Below are 16734 nucleotides of genomic sequence, written 5' to 3'. Positions count from 1 at the left end.
TTCCCCATGCGAGGAGACGGTGCTTTTCAGTTAAGTGAGCGGCATTACCGCAACGGGCTGTTTTGCATGGTGGAAATGACCCGTACTACCACTTGCCGCCCAAGGCAGACACCAGTGCCACACTGGCGGTGTACTGACGGTTTTTCACACTCCACAGGCTGTTTTCCGCACTGATGCGGCTGTTCTGCGCTGTCAATACATTCAGATAGCTCACCACCCCGGCACGGTACTGGTTCTGGGTAATGCCTTCTGCCCTTTGCGCAGCCTGCAGCGCAGACTGCTGGTATTGCGCCTCTTCCTGCAGCAGCGACTGGGCTGACAGATTGTCCTCCACCGCCTGGAAGGCACTCAGCACGGTCTGGCGATAGCTGGCGACACTGGCATCGTAGCTGGCGATGGCGGCTGCGGTCTGGGCACGGCGCAAGCCACCGTCAAACAGGGTGAGTGCCAGTTGCGGTCCCAGACTCCAGATGCGGTTGGGCAGGCTGACCCAGTCGGCAAAGCTGCTGCTCTTGTAGCCGCCGCTGGCGGCCAGCGTCAGCGTGGGGAAGTAGGCGGCCTTGGCAATGCCGATTTCGGCATTGGCCTGCGCCACCGCCCGTTCCGCTGCAGCAATGTCCGGGCGACGTTCCAGCAAGGTAGACGGCAGGCCCGGCGGTAATTGCGGCAGATGGGGCAAGGTCTTGCTGGCCGGCAGCGAGAAGCTGGCTGGTGCCACGCCCAATGCGGCGGCAATGGCATGTTCCAGCTGGGCGCGGCTCAGCTGCTTGTCCACCCGGGCGGCCTGGGCGGTTTTCCAGCTGCTTTCGGCCTGCGCCACGCTGTCATCCGACACCATGCCCACGGCAAACTGGTTGCGCGTCAGCTGCAGGTTTTGCAGCAGATTGGCCTCGCTGCCCTGCAATTGCTTGAGCTGCACATCGGCCACCACCAGTTGCAGATAGGCCGTAGCCAGCTGCGCCTGGCTGCTCAGGCGGATGGCTTCCAGCTGGGCGGCACTGGCGGCTTCCTTGGCACTGCCCGCTTCTACCGCACGACTGACCGTGCCCCACAGGTCGACTTCCCAACTGGCCGTGGCGGCCAGATTGTACTGATTGCCAACGCTGCCACCGGCAGTGCTGACGCCGTGGCTCTTGCTGGCGGTGGTGCCAAGCGTGGGCCACAGGCTGGCTTCGGCCTGATCCAGCAAGGCGCGGGCCTGACGGTAGTTGGCCTCGGCCTGGGCAATGGTGGGGCTTTGCCGGTTCAGCGTGGCCATCAGGCTATCCAGCTGCGGGTCCTGATAAACCTCCCACCAGTTACCGCGCGGGCTGGCGTCTTGCGGGGTGGCACTCTTCCAGCGGCCATCTTCCTTGAAGGCCGTGGGGATATCCATCTTGGGCTTGCTGTAGTCGGGGCCGATGGCACAGCCAGCCAGCACCAGGGCCATCAGGCAGGCGGCCAGCGCCGGCCGCGTGGATAAAGCAGTCATGCGCGTCATTCCTTGTGTCCTGCAGCGGCCTGCGCCCGTGTGCTGTCGCGCCATTGCAGGCAGCACAGGCGGAAACGGTCCAGATAAAGGTAAACCACCGGTGTGGTATAGAGGGTCAGCAGCTGGCTGAGCAGCAAGCCGCCCACGATGGAAATGCCCAGCGGCGTGCGCATCTCGGCACCATCGCCATGGCCCAGCGCCAGTGGCAGTGCGCCAAACAGCGCGGCCAGCGTGGTCATCATGATGGGGCGGAAACGCAGCAGGCAGGCTTGCAGGATGGCCTCGTGCGAACTCAGGCCCTGCTCGCGCTCGGCGCTGAGGGCAAAGTCGATCATCATGATGGCGTTTTTCTTGACGATGCCAATCAGCAGCAGCACGCCAATCAGCGCAATGATGTTGAACTCACCGCCAGTCGCCAGCAGCGCGAGCAAGGCCCCCACCCCGGCCGAGGGCAGCGTGGACAGGATGGTCAGCGGATGCACTACGCTTTCGTACAACATGCCCAGCACGATATACACCGCCACCAGGGCGGCCAGAATCAGCACCGGCTGGCTGTCCAGCGAGTCCTGGAAGGACTTGGCCGTCCCCTGAAAGCTGCCGTGGATCGACGAGGGCAGGCCGATCTCGGCAGTCACCTTGCCAATGGCGGCCGTGGCATCCGACAAGGAGGTTCCCGGCGGCAGGTTGAAGGACAGCGTGGTGGCGGCAAACTGGCTCTGGTGGTTGACCGATAGCGAGGTATTGGTGGGTTCCCAGCGGGCAAAGGCCGGCAGCGGCGTCGGGCTGCCGGATGGTGTCTGCAGGTAGATGCTGCGCAGGCCTTCCGGGTTCTGCCAGAACTGCGGTGCCACTTCCAGCACCACATGGTACTGGTTGAGCGGATTGTAAATGGTGGACACCTGGCGCTGGCCAAAGGCATCGTTCAGCACGGCGTCAACCTGCGCCTGGGTCAGCCCCAGCCGGGCCATGGCATTGCGATCAAAGGTCAGCGTGGTCTGCAGGCCCTTGATTTCCTGGTCGCTGCTGATATCCGCCAGCATGGGCAGCTTTTGCAGCGCCTGCTGCACCTTGGGCGTCCAGCTGCGCAAGGCGTCCAGGTCGTCCCCTTGCAAGGTGTACTGGTACTGGGCATTGGCCGCCCGGCCGCCGATGCGGATATCCTGCACCGACTGCAAGAACAGCTGCGCCCCCGGCTCACGCGCCAGGCTCTTGCGCAGGCGGGCAATCACCTGATCCGCCGACTCGCTGCGTACCGACATGGGCTTGAGACTGACAAACATATTGGCGGTGTTGCGCTGGCCACCGCCGGTAAAGCCAATCACCTTGTCCACTGCCGGGTCCTTGCCCACCACATCGATAAAGCGTTGCAGCTTCTGCTGCATGGCCTGGAAGGAAATGCTCTGGTCGGCCTTGATCATGCCGGTCAGCCGGCCGGTATCCTGCTGCGGGAAAAAGCCCTTGGGCACGATCATGTAGAGATAGACATTCAGGGCAATGGTAGCCCCCAGTATCAGCATCATCAGCGGGCCATGACGCAAGGCCCAGCCCAGACTGCGCCGGTAGCCGGCCAGCATGCGGTCGAACAGGTTTTCGCTCCAGCGGAACAGCCGGCCCGGCGGCCGTTCGGCATGCGGCTTCAACCAGCGCGCGCACAGCATGGGCGTGGTGGTCAGCGACACCAGCAGCGACACCATGATGGCCACCGACAGGGTGACGGCAAACTCGCGGAACAGCCGGCCGATGATGCCGCCCATCATCAGGATGGGAATGAATACCGCAATCAGCGAAATACTCATCGACAGCACTGTGAAGCCCACCTCACGTGCGCCGCGCAGTGCCGCCTGCATGGGTTTCATGCCGTTTTCGATGTGGCGCGAGATGTTCTCCAGCACCACGATGGTATCGTCCACCACAAAGCCGGTGGCAATGGTCAGCGCCATCAGGCTGAGGTTGTTGAGCGAAAAGCCGCACAGATACATCACGGCAAAGGTGCCGACCAGCGACACCGGCACGGTGATGGCCGGAATGGCGGTGGCGCGGCCATTACGCAAAAACAGGAAGACCACCAGGATCACCAGCCCGATGGAAATGACCAGTGAGCGCTCCACCTCGGACAAGGAGGCGCGGATGGTGGAGGTACGGTCCATCACCACCTGCATCTTGATGGCGGCGGGAATGGACGCCTGCAGCTGTGGCAACAGCGCATTCACCCGCTCCACGGTTTCGATGATGTTGGCACCGGGCTGGCGGAACAGGATGATCATCACCGCCGGCTGCTTGCCCAAGAGGCCGGCATTGCGCACGTCCAGCACCGAATCCTTCACCTCGGCCACATCCGATATCCGCACCGCCGCACCGTTTTTATAACTCACCACCAGCGGCAGATAGTCACTGGCCTTGCCGGCCTGGTCGTTGGCCTGCACTTGCCAGTGGCGCTGTTCGTCTTCCAGATAGCCCTTGGGCCGGTTGGCATTGGTACTGGTGATGGCGGCACGCACCGTCTCCATGCCGATGCCGTAGTGGTTCAGCTGCAGCGGGTTCATCTCCACCCGCACCGCCGGCTGCGCCCCGCCACCGATATTCACATCGCCAATACCCTCCACCTGGGCTAGCTTCTGGCCGAGGATGGAATCCGCCGCGTCATACATCTGGCCACGGGTGAGCGAATCCGAGGTCAGGCCAATGATCATGATGGGCGCGTCGGCCGGGTTCACCTTGCGGTAGGTCGGGTTGGACGGCATGCCGGTGGGTAATAGCGAACGAGCCGCGTTGATGGCGGCCTGCACATCGCGCGCTGCGCCGTTGATGTCGCGGTTAAGGTCGAACTGCAAAGTAATGCGGCTGGAAGCCAGCGAGCTGGACGAGGTGATTTCGGTCACCCCGGCAATGCGCCCCAGCGCCCGCTCCAGCGGCGTGGCCACGGTGGAGGCCATGGTTTCCGGGCTGGCACCCGGCAGCTTGGCACTGACCGAGATGGTGGGAAAATCCACCTGCGGCAAGGGCGATACCGGCAGCAGCTTGAAGGCCAGGAAACCCGCCAGCAGGATGGCCAGCGTCAGCAGCGTGGTGGCAATCGGCCGGCGGATGAAAGGTTCGGACGGAATCATGCCCCAGCCTCATCAGCCACGGTTTCCGGCTTGCGGCGGAAACGCTGCGCCAGCCGGTCGAAGGCCAGATAGATCACCGGCGTGGTAAACAGCGTCAGCACCTGGCTGACCAGCAGCCCGCCCACCATGGTCACCCCCAGCGGCGAGCGCAATTCGGAACCCATGCCACCGCCCAGCATCAGCGGCAGCGCGCCCAGCAGCGCCGCCATGGTGGTCATCAGGATGGGACGGAAACGCAGCAGGCAAGCCTGATAGATGGCATCGCGCGGACTCATGCCTTGCTCGCGCTCGGCCTCCAGCGCGAAGTCAATCATCATGATGGCGTTTTTCTTGACGATGCCGATCAGCAAGATGATGCCGATGATGGCAATCACCGACAGGTCATCGCCGCTCACCAGCAAGGCCAGCAAGGCACCGATGCCGGCGGAGGGTAGCGTGGACAAGATAGTAATGGGATGAATATAGCTCTCGTACAGCACGCCCAGCACGATGTACATGGTGACGATGGCCGCCAGGATCAGCCACAGCGTATTGCTGAGCGAGGCCTGGAAGGCCAGCGCCGCCCCCTGGAACTTGGTATCGAGGCTGGCCGGCATGCCCAGTTCGGCCTCGGCCTGACGGATGGCCTCCACCGCCGGCCCCAGCGCCGCACCCTTGGCCAGGTTGAACGACACCGTGGTGGTGGGGAACTGCCCCAGATGGTTGATGGTGAGCGCGGTAGGACGCTCCTCGATGCTGGCCACGGTATCCAGCGGCACCGGGCCGCCGCTGGCGGTGGGCACATAAATGCCCTTGAGCGACAGCGGGCCACGCTGGCTTTGCGCATCCACTTCCAGCACCACGCGGTACTGGTTGGTCTGGGTGAAAATGGTGGAAATCAGCCGCTGGCCAAAGGCATCGTACAAGGCATTGTCGATGGCGGCGGTGGTGACGCCCAGCCGGGCGGCCGCGTCGCGGTTGATATTGACGTAGGCCTGCAAGCCCTTGTCCTGCAAGTCGCTGGCGACATCGGCCAGCTCCGGCAATTGATTCAGCTTGTGCACCAGCTTGGGCACCCACAGCGACAGGTCGTCCGGACTGGTGGCCTGCAGGGTGAACTGGTACTGGGTGCGGCTGACACGGGTATCGATGGACAGATCCTGCACCGGCTGCAGATACAGCGACATGCCCGGCACATCGGCCGCGTGCTGCTGCAAGCGCGCCAGCACGGTGCGGATGTCATCCCGCTCGCCCTTGGGCTTGAGGTTGATCTGCAGGCGGCCACTATTGAGCGAGGCATTATTGCCATCCACGCCAATAAAGGACGACAGGCTGTCCACCGCCGGGTCTTTCAGCAAGACCTCGGCCAGTTGCTGCTGCTTCTGCGCCATGGCCGAGAAGGAAATGGTTTGCGCCGCTTCGCTGCTCCCCATGATGGCCCCGGTATCCTGCAGCGGGAAAAAGCCCTTGGGCACGGCCATATACAGCACCACGGTCATGACCAGCGTCCCTACAGCCACCAGCAAGGTGAGCTTTTGCCGCTGCAGCACCCAGCTCAGCAGTTGACCATAGCGGGCAATAATGCGGTCGAAGAAGGCCCCGCTGGCATGGTAGAAACGGCCCTGTTTTTCCTCCGGCACATGCTTGAGCAAGCGTGCGCACATCATCGGCGTCAGGGTAAGCGAAATGAAGGCGGAAATCAGGATGGACACCGCCAGCGTGATGGCGAATTCACGGAACAGCCGCCCCACCACATCGCCCATGAACAGCAGCGGAATCAGCACCGCGATCAGCGAAAACGTCAGCGAAATGATGGTGAAACCAATCTGCTGCGAGCCCTTCAGCGCCGCTGCCATCGGTTTTTCGCCTTCCTCGATGTAGCGGGCGATGTTTTCGATCATCACGATGGCATCGTCCACCACAAAGCCGGTGGCAATGGTCAGCGCCATCAGCGTGAGGTTGTTGATGGAAAAGCCGGTGAGGTACATCACGCCAAAGGTGCCGACCAGCGACAAGGGCACGGCCACCGCCGGGATGATGGTGGCCGGCACATTACGCAGAAACACGAAGATCACCATCACCACCAGGGCAATGGCCAGCAGCAGTTCGAACTCGACATCTTCCACCGAGGCACGGATGGTGACGGTACGGTCACTCAGCACTTTCACATCCACCGCGCCCGGCAGGCTGCCTTGCAACTGCGGCAGCAGCGCCTTGATGCGGTCGGTGACCTGGATGACATTGGCACCCGGCTGGCGCTGCACATTGAGGATGATGGACGGCGTGCTGCCAGCCCAGGCCGCCAGCCGCAGGTTTTCCGCGGCATCGACAACGTTGGCGACATCACGCAGCCGCACCGCAGCACCGTTCTGGTAGGCCACGATGACGTCTTTGTATTCCTCGGCCGATTTCAGCTGGTCGTTGCCATCGACGGTGGAGGCCTGCTGCGGGCCATCAAAACTGCCCTTGGCCTGATTCACATTGGCATTGCCAATGGCGGTGCGGATGTCCTCCAGCGTCAGACCGCGCGCCGCCAGCGCCTTGGGGTTGCTCTGGATGCGTACTGCCGGCCGCTGGCCGCCACTGAGGCTGACCAGCCCCACACCCGGCACTTGCGATAGTTTTTGCGCCAGCCGGGTATCGACCAGGTCTTCCAGCTTGGTCAGCGGCAGCGTGTCCGAACTGACGGAAATGGTGAGGATGGGCGTATCCGCCGGATTGACCTTGCTGTAGATCGGCGGATTGGGCAGGTCGCTGGGCAAGAGATTACCGGCGGCGTTGATCGCGGCCTGCACTTCCTGCTCGGCTACGTCCAGCGTCAGCTCCAGGCTGAACTGCAGGGTAATCACCGAAGCACCACCGGAGCTGGTGGAAGACATCTGGGCGAGGCCGGGCATCTGGCCGAACTGCCGCTCCAGCGGCGCGGTGATCGACGACGTGATCACCTCAGGGCTGGCTCCCGGGTACTGGGTCACCACCTGGATGGTGGGGTAGTCCACCTCGGGCAGCGCCGACACCGGCAGCAGCTTCCAGGCGACCAGGCCAGACAGCAGGATGGCCAACATCAGCAAGGTGGTGGCCACCGGCCGCAGGATGAAGGGACGTGAAGGATTCATACCGTATCCCCGGGTTTAGTTGGCAGCGCTGGCGGATTGGTGTTTGCCGCCACTGGCATCCTGCTGGCGGTGTTTGCCCTTGCCTGCCCCCTCGCCACCAGCGGACAGTTGCGCCGCGCGGTCGATCACTTTGACCTGGGCACCGTCACGCAGCTTGTCCAGCCCGTCCACCACCACTTTCTGCCCTGGCTTCACCCCTTCTTCGATAATGGTGTTGTCGCCAGACACCGCCCCCAGCTTCACCTTGCTGATGCTGACGGTCTGATCCGGATTGACGGCATAGACATAGCTGCCCACCTTGCCCAGCTGCAAGGCCACACTCGGCAGCAGCGTGGCGCCAGCTTGCACGCCCAACTGTAAATGAACGTTAACAAACTGATTGGGAAACAGCGCCTCATCGCTATTGGCGAAGCGTGCCTTGAGATTGACCGTGCCGGTACTGGTGCTCAGTTGATTGTCGATAGCCAGCAGCTCGCCATCGGCCAGCTTGTGTCTGTTGTCGCGGTCCCAGGCTTCCACCTGCAATTTGCCCTTGGCCGCGCGCGCCGCCGCCAGCACCTGGCTGAGGCTGACCTCCGGAATGGCAAACACCACATTGATGGGCTGGGTTTGGGTAATCACCACCACGCCATTGGTATCGCTGGCGTGCACGATATTGCCCGGATCGACCTGGCGCAGACCGGCGCGGCCGGCTACCGGAGCAGTCACCCGGCTGTAATCCAGCTGCAGGCGGGCATTGGCCACCGCGCCCTGATCCAGCTTCACCGTACCCTGGTACTGGCGCACCAGGGCTTGCTGGGTATCAACCTGCTGTTTGGCAATGGAATTTTGGGCCAGTAGCTGCTGGTAGCGTGCCAGATCGAGCTGAGCGTTTTGCAGCAGGGCCTGATCCCGCAATAGCTGGCCTTCGGCCTGGGTCACCGCCGCCTGATAGGGGCGCGGGTCCAGCTCGGCCAGCAACTGCCCCTTCTGGACCGGCTGCCCCTCGTCAAAATGCAGCGCCATCAGTTGGCCATCCACCCGGCTGTGCACGGTAACGGTATTGGGCGAGGTCACCGTGCCCAGCGCGCTCAGCTGCAGCGGCGCATCCTGCCGGCTCACCATGGCCACCCCCACAGCCACCGGCCCACCCCCTTTGCGCTGCGCACCGGCGGCATCTGCAGCGGCCGTGCGATGGCTGTTCCACCACCACCCGCCAGCCGCCAACACCAGCAAAAGCAGGGAAACATTGCGCACGGTATGTGTGGACTTGGCAGCGGTATCGGACATGATGGATTTCCGGGATGCGCTCCCGGCATCAAGCGGGGAACGGTCAGCAGTGGCAAACAGGGCGGCAGGCCCACCCTGAAACAAGCAGCGATGATAGGCAATGGACATGACACTGCCTATAGCCAACATGTTTATAGATGTTAATCGGCGTGAAGCCACCACGCCAGCATAAGCCGGCTGGCGGCTCCGCCGCGTGATGAAGGCTCGCCGCCATGCAGGCAAGACATGGCTGCCCTGCCGTCGCAAAAAAAACCGCCCTGCATGGCAGGGCGGTATCGAGATCAAAATAAGGCGCGTTGCAGAATTTGCGAGCCGTAGCTGCCGTCTAGAACAGCAGCTCCTTGACGTTCTCCACTGCATCCTTGGCTGCCGGAGCATTCGGATCCTTGGCGGTCGCATCATCTACCGCAGCATCCGAGGCATTGCTGCCAGGCACCGTGCCGTGATTGTCGATCTTCAGCTCCGGATTGGTTTTCTGGAACTCTTCATAGTAGTACTCATCGCCACCGCGCTGGCCGGCACCCGGTTTCACCACAATGCTGGTCGGCACTGGCAGCTCCACCTCGGGCACACCCTTGAGCGCATTGGCCATGTAGTTCATCCATACCGGCAAGGCCGCCGTACCGCCATAGCCGTAGCGGCCCAAGGAGCGCGGCTGGTCGTAGCCCACCCAGGTGGCCGCCACCAGATTCGGATTGAAGCCGACAAACCAGGCATCTTTCCAGTCACTGGTGGTACCGGTCTTGCCGGCCAGATCCATGCGCCCCAGGCTCATGGCCTTGGCCGCCGTACCATAGCGCACCACATCCTTCAGCATGGAGGTCATGATGAAGGCATTACGCGGGTCAATGGCCTGCGTGGCGTTCTGTCCGGCCACCGCCGGCTGGGTCTTGGCCAGCACATGACCTGACTGGTCTTCAATGCGATCAATAAAGAAAGCCTTGATACGGTAGCCGCCATTGGAGAACACCGAATAACCCTCGGCCATCTGCAACGGTGTTGCCGCACCGGCGCCCAGCGCCATGGTCAGATAGGCTGGATGCTGCTTGGGCGAGAAACCGAAACGCTGGATATATTGCTGGGCGTAATCCGTCCCCACCGCCATCAGCAGCCGCACCGACACCAGGTTCTTCGACTGGGTCAGCGCACGACGCATGCTGATCAGACCGGCGAACTTGCCATCATCGTTCTTCGGCTCCCAGCTGGGCGAACCCGGGGCTCCTGGCACGGTCAGCGGCGCATCGTTGAACAGGGTGGACGGCGTAATGCCACGCTCTACCCCGGAGGAATAGATAAAGGGCTTGAAGGTGGAGCCGGGCTGACGCCAGGCCTGGGTCACGTGATTGAAGCTGCGACGGTTGAAGTCGAAGCCACCCACCAGCGACTTGATGGCACCGCTACGCGGGTCCATCGAGACAAATGCCCCCTCCACATCCGGCATCTGCACGATTTCCCAGTAACCCTTATCATGGGCACGCACCCGGATGACCGCACCGCGACGGATCTGCTTGTCGGCTGCCAGCTTGGGACTCAGTGCACGACGGGCAAACTCCAGCCCGGCGCCCTTGATGACGGCCACCTTGCCGCCGCGCATATAGGCGCGCACTTCGGTCGAGCTGGCCGACAAGACGATTGCCGCCTGCATGTCGCCGCTGTCGCGAATTTCAGACAGTGCATCATCCAGTACTTCGGTCTGGTCTTCCCCTTCCGCCGAGGCCAGATCGATATAGCTTTCCGGTGCGCGATAGCCCTGCTTGCGATCGAAGTCGAGCAGGCCGGCACGCAGCGCGTCATAAGCCCATTGCTGGTGATGGCTGTCCAGCGTGGTGTACACCTTGTAGCCCTCGGTGTAGGCCGCATCCTTATAGCGTTCGTACATGGCCTGACGCACCATCTCCGCCACATACAGGGCAGGCTGGTTGCTGTCCACCGTGGCGCTGGCCAGCTGCAGAGGCTCTTTTACGGCAGCGTCATACTGATCCTGAGTAATGAAATTCAGCTCGCGCATGCGCCGCAGCACATACTGCTGGCGCAAGCGGGCACGGTCAGGATTGACGATGGGGTTGTAGGCCGACGGAGCCTTGGGCAGGCCGGCCAACATGGCCATCTCGGCCACGCTCAAGTTGGTGATGGGCTTGCCGAAATAAGCCTGCGCCGCAGCGGAAAAACCGTAAGCGCGCTGCCCAAGATAGATCTGGTTGAAATACAACTCGAGAATCTGATCCTTGGACAAGGTGTGTTCTATTTTGAAAGCGAGCAAGGCTTCATTAAACTTGCGCGTGAAAGTCTTTTCACTGGACAGGAAGAAGTTCTTGGCCACCTGCATGGTGATGGTACTGGCACCGGAACGGGCATGACCGGACACCAGATTGCCGACGGCAGCGCGCAGAACCCCCATGTAGTCGATCCCGCTATGCTGATAGAATCGCTCGTCCTCAGCCGCCAGCAGGGCCTGCTTCATCAGTTGCGGCACTTCATGGATGCGGGCAAAGGAGCGACGTTCCTCGCCAAACTCACCCAGCAACTGGCCATCTGCCGAGTAGACGCGCAGTGGAATTTTTGGACGGTAATCCGTCAGCACATCAAGACTTGGCAAACGCGGGTAGGTTATGATGATCGCAATGGCTGCCGCACCGGCTGCCAGAACGGCCCCACCAATAACAAGACCGGCCAAAATCGCAAGAAGTCGTTTGAACATAATTACAAATAGGCTTTCGGAAGAAAGCGGATTATAACGTCTTGTGGGAATAAGCAAGACAAACATTGACCGCGACGGTGCAAAAACTGTCGCACTAGACCTATTCGGGGCCTTAACTGATGCTATCCGACAAATTACGGTTCGGGACAGATTGGCTGGATCAGCTTGGATTGGGGAAGTCCAAGAGCGTTCCCTTGCTCGGTCTTGATATCAGCACCACGTCCATCAAGCTAGTCGAGCTTTCCAGATCCGGCAAGAATTATCAGATTGAGCGTTACATCATTGAGGCCCTGCCCAAGGACGCGGTGTCCGAAGGCAATCTGGTCGATATCGAAGGTATTTCCGACGCGGTGCGCAAGGCCTGGAAGCGTCTGGGCAGCCCGATCAAGAATGTCGCCATCGCCATCCCCACCTCGATGGCGATTTACAAAAAGTTGCTGGTACCGGTCAGCCAGTCCGAAGACATGGAAGGCATGATCGAATCGGAAGCCAACCAGATCATTCCCTTCCCGCTGGAAGAGGTGAATCTGGATTATCAGGTGCTTGGCCCCTCCAGCAGCAGCCTGGATGACCTGGAAGTGCTGCTGTGTGCCGCCCGCAAGGAAAAAGTGGAAGAACGCGTGGCCGTGGTGGAAATGGCTGGCCTGCGCGCCCAACTGGTCGATGTCGAATCATTTGCCATGATGACCGCTTTCGAGCAGATCCAGCAGCAATTGCCCGATCACGGCATGAATCAGACTTTCGCCCTGTTCGATATCGGCGCCACCAAAATTCATTGCAACGTCATCCGTAACGGCCAGCAAATCTATTACCGCGAACAGGTATTCGGTGGTCAGCAGCTGACCCGCGATATTCAACGCCGTTATGGCATCAGCTTTGACGAGGCCGAAAACGGCAAACGCAGCATGGCGATGCCGGACGGCTACGAATCTGAACTGATGCATCCTTTCGTCGATTCGCTGGCACAGGAAATCCAGCGCGCGCTGCAATTCTTTTACACCACCGTCAGCGTGTCGCAATATCTGCGCGTGGACTACATCCTGCTGGGTGGCGGTTGCAGCATGTTGCCGGGGCTGGATGATGCCGTGGCTTCGCGCACCCAGATCAGCACCATGATCGCCAACCCCTTTACCTCCATGGTGCAATCCAGCTCGATTCGCCTGAAAGAACTGCTGCTGGATGCACCGGCACTGCTGATTGCCTGCGGTCTGGCCATGCGGAGGTTCGACTGATGATACGCATCAACCTCCTGCCGCACCGCGAGCAGAAAAAAGCCGCCCACCGGCTGCGCTTCCAATTGCTGCTTGGCGGTGCTGTCGCGGCCGCCCTGCTGGTCATCGGCATCAGCTATTTTGTGCTGGACTCGCGCCAGTCACGCCAAGAAGAACGCAACCAGTTCCTGCAGGCTGAAATCACCAAGCTGAACCAGCAGATCAAGGATATCGGCATGCTGAAAAAGCAGCGCGATGACCTGCTCGCGCGCAAACAACTGGTGGAAAGACTGCAGCAAGGACGCAATGACGCAGTCCATGTATTCGACCAGCTGCTGCGCCAGACCCCGGATGGCATCTATCTGAAGAGCTTCAAACAGACCGGCAATACCTTTTCCTTCTCCGGCTATGGACTGTCCGGAGCCCGGGTATCCAACTATATGCGCACCCTGGCGCAATCACAGATATTCAGCGAACCGCAACTGATCGAAGTGAAGTCCGCCGTGGTCAACAACCAGCGGGTCAGCGAGTTCAGCCTTACCAGCACGCTGAAACTGCCAGTGGTCGCCAGTGCGCCGGCCAGCCAGGTGGCACCGCAGGGAGCCAAGCCATGACCCTAGACGAGTTTCGTAATCTCGACCCCAAGGAAATGCCCAACTGGCCGCTACCGGCACAGCTGGTCGTGCTCACCTTCATGGCCGGGGTCTTTCTGTTTCTGGGTTATCTCTTTGTGCTGAGCGACCAGATGGACAAGCTGAACAACGCCCATCAGCAGGAAGAACAACTCAAGCAGACTTTCATCGACAAGAAACGCCAGGCCATCAACCTGGAAGCCCTGCAACAGCAGCTGAAAGAAATCCAGCTGTCGTTTGGCGCACTGCTCAAGCAACTGCCCACCAAGGCGGACATGGACGCATTGCTGACCGAGATCAACCAGGCCGGCATTGGGCGTGGCCTGCAGTTCGAGTTGTTCCGTCCCAACGGCGAGGTCAAGACGGCAGAAATGGCGGAAGTGCCTATTGCCATCAAACTGACGGGCAACTATTCCGAACTGGCCGCCTTCGTCAGCGATGTCGCCCAGCTATCGCGCATCGTCACCATCGGCGATATCGGCCTGACCCCGGGTCAGGGCAAGGACGCGGCGCGCATGACGATGGAAGCCACCGCCAAAACCTATCGCGCGCTCGAGCCGGAAGAGCGTATCGCAGCGGCCCAGCCGCCGAAGAAGTGAGAGTGAAATGACGCTGAAATCAACTCTCGCCGCCCTGTTGTGCCCACTGCTGCTCAGTGCCTGCGGCTCTGGCAACACCGATGACTTGCGCGCCTGGATGCAGCAGGCCAGCCAGGGGCTGCGTGGACAGATCGACCCGCTGCCCCAGGCGCAGGCCTACCAGCCCTTTGCCTATAGCGCTTTTGACCTGCCCGATCCATTCAACCCCATCAAGCTGCAAATGGCCAAGCGGCAGAATTCGGCCAATGCGCCGGATTTCAAGCGGCCACGTGAGCTGCTGGAAAACTATGATCTGGACAAGCTGAAGATGGTTGGCCTGCTCAAACGCAATGGCATGACCTATGCCCTGATTCGCACGCCGGAAAGCAGCATTTACCGCGTGCAGCCAGGCAATTTCATCGGCCCCAGCTTTGGCCAGATCAAGCGCATCAGCGATACCGAACTCGTGCTTTCCGAGACTGTGGAAGATCTGAACGGAGAATGGGTACAACGCGAAACCAGCATGTACCTGGATGAACAAGGGCAGAAATAATGAAAAACCATTCAATCAAACTGTTATCCGGGCTGGGTCTGTCCATCGCATTTTCCGTCGCCCACGCCGCATCCATCACTGCGATCGACGTTGCCCAGACCGATGGCGACAGCCAGTTGCTGCAAGTCACCTTCGACGGACCTGCCATCAAGCCCAACAGCTTCGCCATCGCCAACCCGGCACGGGTTGCCTTCGACTTTGCCGACACCCAGGTCAAGCTGCCGAAGAACTTCGTCGACCTGGGCAACCCCATCATCAAGTCTGCCGTGGCCGTAGAGGCCAATGGCCGTTCGCGGCTGGTACTGAACCTGGCCCACAATGTGGCCTACAGCACCACACTGTCAGGTAACAAACTGCTGGTCCGCATCAGCAACAATATGGCCCCGGTACAGCAAAGCGCCACCTCGCAGGAACAGCCCACCCGTAGCAGCACGGCGGCCAGTGAAGCCAGTGCGCAAGCTGCCGTGGCCACCACGCCGCTGGGGCTGGACTTCCGCCGTGGCAAGGCTGGCGAAGGCCGGGTGGAAATCATTCTTCCCGCCGACAATACCCCGGTGGATGTGCGCCGTGACGGTAAAAACCTGGTGCTGGACGTGATGGGCGCCAGCCTGCCACGCGCATTGGAAAAGCGCATGGATGTCAGCGATTTTGGCACCCCGGTGGACAAGGTGATCGCCAGCAATCAGGGCCGCAACAGCCGGATACTGATCCAGCCGCAAGGCGACTGGGAATTCTCTTCTTACCAGACCGAACGCAAGCTGGTGGTGGAAGTGCGCAAGGCCGTGGTGGAAAGCGCCAGCAAGACCGAACTGAACAGCAAGCCGCAATACAAGGGCGACAAACTGTCGCTCAACTTCCAGAACATCGAAGTGCGCACCGTACTGCAGGTGATTGCCGAATTTACCGGCCTGAACATCGTCACCAGCGACTCGGTCAGCGGCAATATCACCCTGCGCCTGAAAGATGTGCCATGGGACCAGGCACTGGACCTGATTTTGCAAACCAAGGGCCTGGACCAGCGCCGCAATGGCAATATCATCAACATCGCCCCGCGTGAAGAATTGCTGGCCCGCGACAAACAGGTGCTGGAAGGCAAGCAGCAGCTGACCGCGCTGGAGCCGGTACGCTCGGAAACCTTCGTGTTGCGTTATCGCTCGGCGGAAGACTTCAAGAAGATTCTGGACGGCAGCAGCACCACCAGCGGAGCCAATAATACCGCCGCTAACGGGCTGCTTTCATCGCGCGGTAGTGCGCTGATCGATCCGAAAACCAACACACTGATCATCAACGACACGCAAAGCGTGATCGACAAGATCCGCGATCTGGTCACCAAGACCGATATCCCGGTCAAACAAGTGCTGATCGAAGCGCGCATCGTCGAAGCCACCGATGACTGGAGCAAGAGCCTCGGGGTCAAGCTCAGTGTTGCCAGAGCCGGATCCGGTTTCAGCCTGGGCGGCACCGTTGCTGATGCCATCACCAGCCACAATATCGGCACCGGAAGCACCACAGGGACCATTCCGCTCAACTCCGGGGTCAACCTGGGCTTGTCCGGCACTTACAACTCGATTGGCGCCGTATTTGGAGCGGGCTCGCGGGCTGCCATCGGGCTGGAACTGGACGCGATGGAAACCGGCGACAAGGGCAAGGTCCTGGCCAACCCGCGCATCATGACAGCCGATCGGGTGGAAGCCAGTATCGAACAGGGCACGGAAATTCCTTACCAGGAAGCCAGCTCCAGCGGTGCCACCTCGGTATCGTTCAAAAAGGCCAACCTCAGCCTGAAAGTGACACCGCAGATCACCCCGGACAACCGCGTACTGATGGAAATCCAGATCAACAAGGACACGGTCAGCAGCACCCTTATCGTCAACAGCACCCCAGCCATCGATACCAAGGTCGTCAAAACTCAGGTGATGGTGGAAAACGGTGGCACGGTGGTCATCGGTGGCATTTACCAGCAAACGCTGGATAACACCACCAACAAGGTCCCGCTCTTGGGTGATATCCCCTTCCTTGGCGCGCTGTTCCGCAGCAGGGTGGAGAAGAACAATCGCACGGAACTGCTGGTTTTCATCACCCCGCGCGTGGTGGAAGACCTGAATCTGCAAAACCGCTGA

The 16734-nt window shown here is 60.9% G+C and carries 10 protein-coding genes; 5 read left to right on the top strand and 5 right to left on the bottom strand.

Annotated features, from left to right (window positions below; all coding sequences use genetic code 11):
- Window positions 1–85: 85 nt before the first annotated feature.
- From DBR44_RS13710 to DBR44_RS13690, 5 genes are all read right to left on the bottom strand, one after another.
- Entirely contained in the window at window positions 86–1471 is a 1386-nt protein-coding gene (locus DBR44_RS13710) for an efflux transporter outer membrane subunit (RefSeq protein WP_168190803.1), read from the bottom strand.
- Window positions 1472–1476: 5 nt separating this feature from the next.
- Entirely contained in the window at window positions 1477–4578 is a 3102-nt protein-coding gene (locus DBR44_RS13705; RefSeq protein WP_124644594.1) for a multidrug efflux RND transporter permease subunit, read from the bottom strand.
- Complete coding sequence (locus tag DBR44_RS13700; protein WP_124644593.1) at window positions 4575–7673, bottom strand: MdtB/MuxB family multidrug efflux RND transporter permease subunit; 3099 nt, start codon at window positions 7671–7673, stop codon at window positions 4575–4577. Before DBR44_RS13700 ends, DBR44_RS13705 begins: the two co-directional genes overlap by 4 nt.
- A 15-nt stretch (window positions 7674–7688) precedes the next feature.
- Complete coding sequence (locus DBR44_RS13695) at window positions 7689–8942, bottom strand: MdtA/MuxA family multidrug efflux RND transporter periplasmic adaptor subunit (protein WP_124644592.1); 1254 nt, start codon at window positions 8940–8942, stop codon at window positions 7689–7691.
- Window positions 8943–9267: 325 nt separating this feature from the next.
- The gene (locus DBR44_RS13690; RefSeq protein WP_233578558.1) at window positions 9268–11523 is read right to left on the bottom strand and encodes a penicillin-binding protein 1A; all 2256 of its coding nucleotides are present in this window, start codon (window positions 11521–11523) and stop codon (window positions 9268–9270) included.
- 311 nt (window positions 11524–11834) lie between these two features.
- Here DBR44_RS13690 and DBR44_RS13685 point away from each other — a divergent pair, with 311 nt between their 5' ends.
- From DBR44_RS13685 to pilQ, 5 genes are read left to right on the top strand one after another with little or no spacing between them, the layout of a single operon-like run.
- Entirely contained in the window at window positions 11835–12872 is a 1038-nt protein-coding gene (locus tag DBR44_RS13685; RefSeq protein ID WP_233578557.1) for a pilus assembly protein PilM, read from the top strand.
- A complete protein-coding gene (locus DBR44_RS13680; protein WP_124644589.1) occupies window positions 12872–13465 on the top strand; it encodes a PilN domain-containing protein in 594 nt (197 codons plus the stop codon). The genes DBR44_RS13685 and DBR44_RS13680 overlap by 1 nt, the downstream gene beginning before the upstream one ends.
- Complete coding sequence (locus DBR44_RS13675; protein ID WP_124644588.1) at window positions 13462–14082, top strand: type 4a pilus biogenesis protein PilO; 621 nt, start codon at window positions 13462–13464, stop codon at window positions 14080–14082. Before DBR44_RS13680 ends, DBR44_RS13675 begins: the two co-directional genes overlap by 4 nt.
- A gap of 7 nt (window positions 14083–14089) precedes the next feature.
- The gene (locus DBR44_RS13670; protein WP_124644587.1) at window positions 14090–14614 is read left to right on the top strand and encodes a pilus assembly protein PilP; all 525 of its coding nucleotides are present in this window, start codon (window positions 14090–14092) and stop codon (window positions 14612–14614) included.
- Window positions 14614–16734 carry a type IV pilus secretin PilQ gene (pilQ, locus tag DBR44_RS13665; RefSeq protein ID WP_124644586.1) on the top strand — a complete coding sequence of 707 codons (2121 nt, stop codon included), beginning with the start codon at window positions 14614–14616 and terminating at the stop codon, window positions 16732–16734. The genes DBR44_RS13670 and pilQ overlap by 1 nt, the downstream gene beginning before the upstream one ends.

It is taken from the genome of Aquitalea sp. FJL05 (assembly GCF_003852595.1).
In the GTDB taxonomy this organism is placed as follows: domain Bacteria; phylum Pseudomonadota; class Gammaproteobacteria; order Burkholderiales; family Chromobacteriaceae; genus Aquitalea; species Aquitalea aquatilis.
This window is presented reverse-complemented; position numbering and strand designations above follow the sequence as displayed.

Bases quoted from the DNA above. Each gene is read 5' to 3' on its own strand.
- DBR44_RS13710 (WP_168190803.1), bottom strand. From the start codon at position 1,471: ATGACTGCTTTATCCACGCGGCCGGCGCTGGCCGCCTGCCTGATGGCC.
- DBR44_RS13705 (WP_124644594.1), bottom strand. From the start codon at position 4,578: ATGATTCCGTCCGAACCTTTCATCCGCCGGCCGATTGCCACCACGCTG.
- DBR44_RS13700 (WP_124644593.1), bottom strand. From the start codon at position 7,673: ATGAATCCTTCACGTCCCTTCATCCTGCGGCCGGTGGCCACCACCTTG.
- DBR44_RS13695 (WP_124644592.1), bottom strand. From the start codon at position 8,942: ATGTCCGATACCGCTGCCAAGTCCACACATACCGTGCGCAATGTTTCC.
- DBR44_RS13680 (WP_124644589.1), top strand. From the start codon at position 12,872: ATGATACGCATCAACCTCCTGCCGCACCGCGAGCAGAAAAAAGCCGCC.
- DBR44_RS13675 (WP_124644588.1), top strand. From the start codon at position 13,462: ATGACCCTAGACGAGTTTCGTAATCTCGACCCCAAGGAAATGCCCAAC.
- DBR44_RS13670 (WP_124644587.1), top strand. From the start codon at position 14,090: ATGACGCTGAAATCAACTCTCGCCGCCCTGTTGTGCCCACTGCTGCTC.
- pilQ (WP_124644586.1), top strand. From the start codon at position 14,614: ATGAAAAACCATTCAATCAAACTGTTATCCGGGCTGGGTCTGTCCATC.